The sequence below is a fragment of the Neisseria sp. HMSC055H02 genome (assembly GCF_001813335.1).
Classification (GTDB): Bacteria; Pseudomonadota; Gammaproteobacteria; order Burkholderiales; family Neisseriaceae; genus Neisseria; species Neisseria sicca_C.
This window is the reverse complement of the sequence record NZ_KV812087.1, coordinates 54,346-58,737: the sequence shown is the minus strand read 5'-3', so window position 1 is coordinate 58,737 and position 4,392 is coordinate 54,346. Positions and strand designations below refer to the sequence as shown.

Below are 4,392 nucleotides of genomic sequence, written 5' to 3'. Positions count from 1 at the left end.
TGAAAACGAGCGCAGCGAGTTTCGCTAAAACGAGTACAACGAGTTTCACTAAAACGAGAGAATAGAGTTTCGCTAAAACGTGTGCAGCGCGTTTCGTCAAACAGACGGCAGAAAAACGAATAAGGTCGGATTGTAATATAAATTCAAGACTCTTTGCGAGAGGCTTTTTCCGCCAAGCCTGATAAACCTTGACGGCGCGCAAGCTCGTTGACGACATCTTCGGCGCGCAAACCGTGGTGCGCCAAGAGAACCATAGTGTGAAACCATAAGTCGGCAACTTCGTAAACGAGGTGTTCTCTGCCGCCGTCTTTCGACGCCATCAGGACTTCGCCCGCTTCTTCGATGACTTTTTTGAGGATTTTGTCTTCGCCTTTGTGCAGAAGCTGGGCAACGTAGGAAGCTTCGGGATCGCCGCCTTTGCGGGAGTCGATAGTGTTTTGGATTTGGTTGAGGATGGTGTCGGTCATGGGATTTTCGGCTTTGAAGGATAAGGATTATTCGGATAAGGCATCGGTTTGCTTGGCTTCGCTTAACGCTGTTTCTGACAACAGACAATCATCCACCCGATTTTTAGCGAAACTCGATTCTCTCGTTTTGGCGAAACTCGCTGCGCTCATTTTCAGACGACCTCTAAGGATGTGTCTGCCCATAAATGGCTTCTTCGTCTTTCAACACGGCATCAACCGTCTGCCATGCGCCGTCTTTCCAAACTTTGTAGAAACAGCTTTCGCGTCCCGTATGGCAGGCGATGCCGCCGTTTTGGTCTATCAGCATCACGATGGAGTCGCCGTCGCAGTCGAGGCGCAATTCGTACACCTTTTGCGTGTGCCCTGATTCTTCGCCCTTCATCCATTGTTTTTGGCGCGAGCGGCTGTAATAGTGGGCGAAACCGGTTTCTACGGTTTTTTGCAGGGCTTCGGCGTTCATCCATGCGACCATCAATACGCGGCGGGTCTGCCTATCTTGGGCGATGGCGCAGACCAAGCCTTTTTCGTCGAATTTGACGGCTTCAAGCAGGCTGTTATCCATATTCGGCATCCTTATTTATTTTGACGAACTCGCTTCGTTCATTTTAGCGAAACTCGTTACACTCGTTTTGGCGAAACTCGCTGCGCTCGTTTTCAGACGACCTCGAGTCAATCAAGTTCAACTTACAGCCGCACTTCGATTCCAGCTTCGCGCATGGCGAGCTTCGCATCGCGGATACTGACTTCGCCGAAGTGGAAAATACTGGCGGCAAGCACGGCATCTGCTTTGCCTTCTTTGATGCCGTCAATCAGATGCTGAACATTGCCGACGCCGCCGGAGGCGATGACGGGAATATCGACCGCTTCGCTGACGGCACGGGTCAGCGGCAGGTTGAAGCCTTGTTTCGTGCCGTCCCTGTCCATGCTGGTGAGCAGGATTTCGCCTGCGCCGCGCCGCTGCATTTCAACCGCCCATTCGACTGCGTCCAAGCCGGTCGGCGTGCGCCCGCCGTGGGTGAAGATTTCCCAGCGGGTGTTTTCGGGATTGACGGCTTTGGCATCGACGGCGACGACGATGGCTTGCGAGCCGAAAAATCCGGCGGCTTCGTTGACTAAATCGGGGTTGGTGACGGCAGCGGTGTTGATGCTGGCTTTGTCCGCACCGGCATTGAGCAGGCGGCGGATGTCGGCTACGGTGCGCACACCGCCGCCGACGGTCAGCGGAATGAAAACTTGTGAGGCAACGTCTTCGATGACGTGCAAAATGGTGTCGCGGTTGTCGGAGGAGGCGGTGATGTCGAGGAAGGTCAGCTCGTCCGCACCTTCGTCGTTGTAGCGTTTGGCGACATCGACGGGATTGCCCGCATCGCGCAAACCGAGAAAGTTTACGCCTTTGACGACGCGGCCGTCTTTAACGTCGAGACAGGGGATGATGCGTTTTGCCAGTGCCATTTTGAATGCCTTTCCAAACCTAGGAATGAGGTCGTCTGAAAGTGGGCGCAGCGGGTTTCGCTAAAACCCATACAACGGATTCCACCCAAACGGACAATCCGTTTCAGACGACCTTACAAATCATTGATACCGGCAAGGCAGGTGTTACGCCAGCCAGTTGTGCACCCATTTGGGCAGATGTTGGAGCAGTTGGAAATAGCCGACGCCTGCAATGGCGGCGAATACGCAGGAAGTCATAAAGCTGCCGCTGAAGCGTCCGACGATATAAAACACTGTGCTGGCAAATGCCCACAACGCGCCATTAAACACCATCCAATAGGTGTCGATCATCGGCATATCGAACGCGGAAAGCTGGCGGACGAGGATGGCGATGATGGTAAATCCCAAACCTTCGCTGACGGCGCGCACGTTGCGGCCGGACGACCAGATAATCCAAAAGCCCAAAATAAATGCTTCAAACATGAAATACCCCTTGAAAAGTAAATAAAACTAGTGAGTGTGGGATGGTGAGTCCCAAACAATATTCGGCGGTAAGCCGCCTTTTATTGTGAAGAAAAATGGACGAACCCGTCTTTTGTCCTGCCTGTGCAGACAGGACAACAATGAAAGCAAACAGGTTCAACCGAGTATTGTGTATCTTCGCCCCGCTATATTGTTTGAAAACGGCGGGACAAGTGAGTAAGAAAACGTTTGGTCATTTCAGACGACCTGGATGGTTGTTTTTAAATAAGGTCGTCTGAAAACGAGCGCAGCGAGTTTCGCTAAAATGAGTGTAACGAATTTCGCCAAAACGAGTGCGACGGGTTCCGCCAATACAAATTATGCCAGCGAATCCGCCAACTGCTGCGCTTGGGCAAAATCAATACTGCCCTCGTAAATCGCACGACCGGTAATCGCACCCGCCACGCCGTGTTTCTCAACGGCACACAAAGCTCGGATGTCGTCCAAATTGGTCAAACCGCCCGATGCGATAACCGGAATGGCAACGGCTTGCGCCAGTTTGACGGTTGCGTCGATGTTCACGCCGCTCATCATGCCGTCGCGGCCGATGTCGGTGTAAATAATGCTGTTGACGCCGTCGTCTTCAAAACGTTTCGCCAAATCAATCACATGATGCTCGGTTACCGTTGCCCAACCGTCTATCGCCACCATGCCGTCTTTGGCATCCAACCCGACGATAATCTGCCCCGGAAACGTTTTGCACGCCTCGCGCACGAAGTCAGGATTTCTTACCGCCGCCGTACCGATAATGACGTCGTTCAATCCCAAATCCAAATATTTTTCAATGGTTTCCAAGTCACGTATTCCGCCGCCCAGCTGTACGGGAATGTCTTTGGCAACAGCAGCGAGGATGTCCTTGATGGCGGGAAAATTTTGCGGAACGCCGGCAAATGCACCGTTCAAATCCACCAAATGCAAACGGCGCGCGCCTTGTTTGAACCAATGCAGCGCAGTTTCGGCGGGCGAATCGGAAAACACCGTCGCCTGCTCCATCAAACCTTGTTTCAGGCGCACGCAGCGGCCTTCTTTTAAATCGATTGCGGGAATCAGCAGCATGGGAATCCTATCCTTATGCGGAGTGTATTTTACACAAATTATCGAGTTTTAGCATATTTGAATAATTTAAGTTAACAATAATACGGAATCCTGATCAAAATCGCTTGAAAATCCTTTTCAGACGACCCGATTAATTTATAAAAATCAAAGTGCAAGCCTTTTCAAACTGTCCAGTCCAAGAAATTGCGTAACAGCAACAATCCTGCGTCGTGGCTTTTTTCCGTGTGGAACTGGGTGGCGAAGACATTGTCTTTGCCGACGATACAGGCAAATTCGTTAGGATATTCGCTGGTAGCAAGGACGGTTTCGGGGTCTTCGGGAGCGAAGTAGTAACTGTGGACAAAGTAAAAGCGCGTTTCTTGACCGATGTCTTTAAACAGGGGGTGCGGGCGGGTTTGGCGTACTGTGTTCCAGCCCATGTGCGGCACTTTCAGACGACCTCCATTTTCGTCGGTCTGATTGGCGGGGAAGCGTTTTACCCTGCCTTTAAACCAACCCAGTCCGTCAGTATCGCCTTCTTCACTGTGTTCGAACAATAATTGCGCGCCGACGCAGATGCCGAAAAACGGTTTGTTTTTCAAGCCGTCTTCCACTGCTTCGCCCAAACCGCTTTGCCGCAATGCAGCCATACAGTCGGGCATCGCGCCCTGACCGGGGAAAATGATTTTGTCGGCAGCAAGGATGTCTTCAGGACGGGCGGTCAGGTAAATTTCGGCAGCTTTGCCGGACAAGGCTTGCGCGGCCTGTACGGATTTGAGGACGGAATGCAGGTTGCCCATGCCGTAATCGACAATAGCGGTTTTCATGTTTTCTCCTTGGATTGCAGCTTGTGCTTATCGGTATGGTTATGAATATTGTAACAAAACATCGTACCGGAAGGACAAAAGAAAAAGGTCGTCTGAACATTTTTCAGACG

7 protein-coding genes are annotated in these 4,392 nt (G+C 51.6%); all 7 read right to left on the bottom strand.

The window, feature by feature from the left end:
• Positions 1–143: 143 nt before the first annotated feature.
• Positions 144–467: a phosphoribosyl-ATP diphosphatase gene (locus HMPREF2907_RS04505; RefSeq protein WP_070680488.1), complete on the bottom strand. Its 324-nt coding sequence runs from the start codon at positions 465–467 to the stop codon at positions 144–146.
• A 27-nt stretch (positions 468–494) separates the two neighbouring features.
• Positions 495–650, bottom strand: coding sequence for a hypothetical protein (locus HMPREF2907_RS12880; RefSeq protein WP_168165197.1), 156 nt, complete (start codon positions 648–650; stop codon positions 495–497).
• Positions 631–1,029, bottom strand: coding sequence for a phosphoribosyl-AMP cyclohydrolase (hisI, locus tag HMPREF2907_RS04500; protein WP_045074870.1), 399 nt, complete (start codon positions 1,027–1,029; stop codon positions 631–633). Before hisI ends, HMPREF2907_RS12880 begins: the two co-directional genes overlap by 20 nt.
• A gap of 122 nt (positions 1,030–1,151) precedes the next feature.
• Complete coding sequence (gene hisF / locus HMPREF2907_RS04495) at positions 1,152–1,919, bottom strand: imidazole glycerol phosphate synthase subunit HisF (protein WP_003776869.1); 768 nt, start codon at positions 1,917–1,919, stop codon at positions 1,152–1,154.
• Between the two features lie 144 nt (positions 1,920–2,063).
• Positions 2,064–2,381, bottom strand: a complete 318-nt coding sequence (locus HMPREF2907_RS04490) for a hypothetical protein (RefSeq protein ID WP_003756197.1) — start codon at positions 2,379–2,381, stop codon at positions 2,064–2,066.
• 357 nt (positions 2,382–2,738) lie between these two features.
• Positions 2,739–3,476, bottom strand: a complete 738-nt coding sequence (gene hisA / locus HMPREF2907_RS04485; RefSeq protein ID WP_070680485.1) for a 1-(5-phosphoribosyl)-5-[(5-phosphoribosylamino)methylideneamino]imidazole-4-carboxamide isomerase — start codon at positions 3,474–3,476, stop codon at positions 2,739–2,741.
• A 161-nt stretch (positions 3,477–3,637) separates the two neighbouring features.
• Entirely contained in the window at positions 3,638–4,282 is a 645-nt protein-coding gene (gene hisH / locus HMPREF2907_RS04480; protein WP_070680482.1) for an imidazole glycerol phosphate synthase subunit HisH, read from the bottom strand.
• Positions 4,283–4,392: the final 110 nt, after the last annotated feature.

Coding starts and splice junctions, on each gene's coding strand:
- HMPREF2907_RS04505 (WP_070680488.1), bottom strand. CDS start 467: ATGACCGACACCATCCTCAACCAAATCCAAAACACTATCGACTCCCGC.
- hisI (WP_045074870.1), bottom strand. CDS start 1,029: ATGGATAACAGCCTGCTTGAAGCCGTCAAATTCGACGAAAAAGGCTTG.
- hisA (WP_070680485.1), bottom strand. CDS start 3,476: ATGCTGCTGATTCCCGCAATCGATTTAAAAGAAGGCCGCTGCGTGCGC.
- hisF (WP_003776869.1), bottom strand. CDS start 1,919: ATGGCACTGGCAAAACGCATCATCCCCTGTCTCGACGTTAAAGACGGC.
- HMPREF2907_RS12880 (WP_168165197.1), bottom strand. CDS start 650: ATGGGCAGACACATCCTTAGAGGTCGTCTGAAAATGAGCGCAGCGAGT.
- HMPREF2907_RS04490 (WP_003756197.1), bottom strand. CDS start 2,381: ATGTTTGAAGCATTTATTTTGGGCTTTTGGATTATCTGGTCGTCCGGC.
- hisH (WP_070680482.1), bottom strand. CDS start 4,282: ATGAAAACCGCTATTGTCGATTACGGCATGGGCAACCTGCATTCCGTC.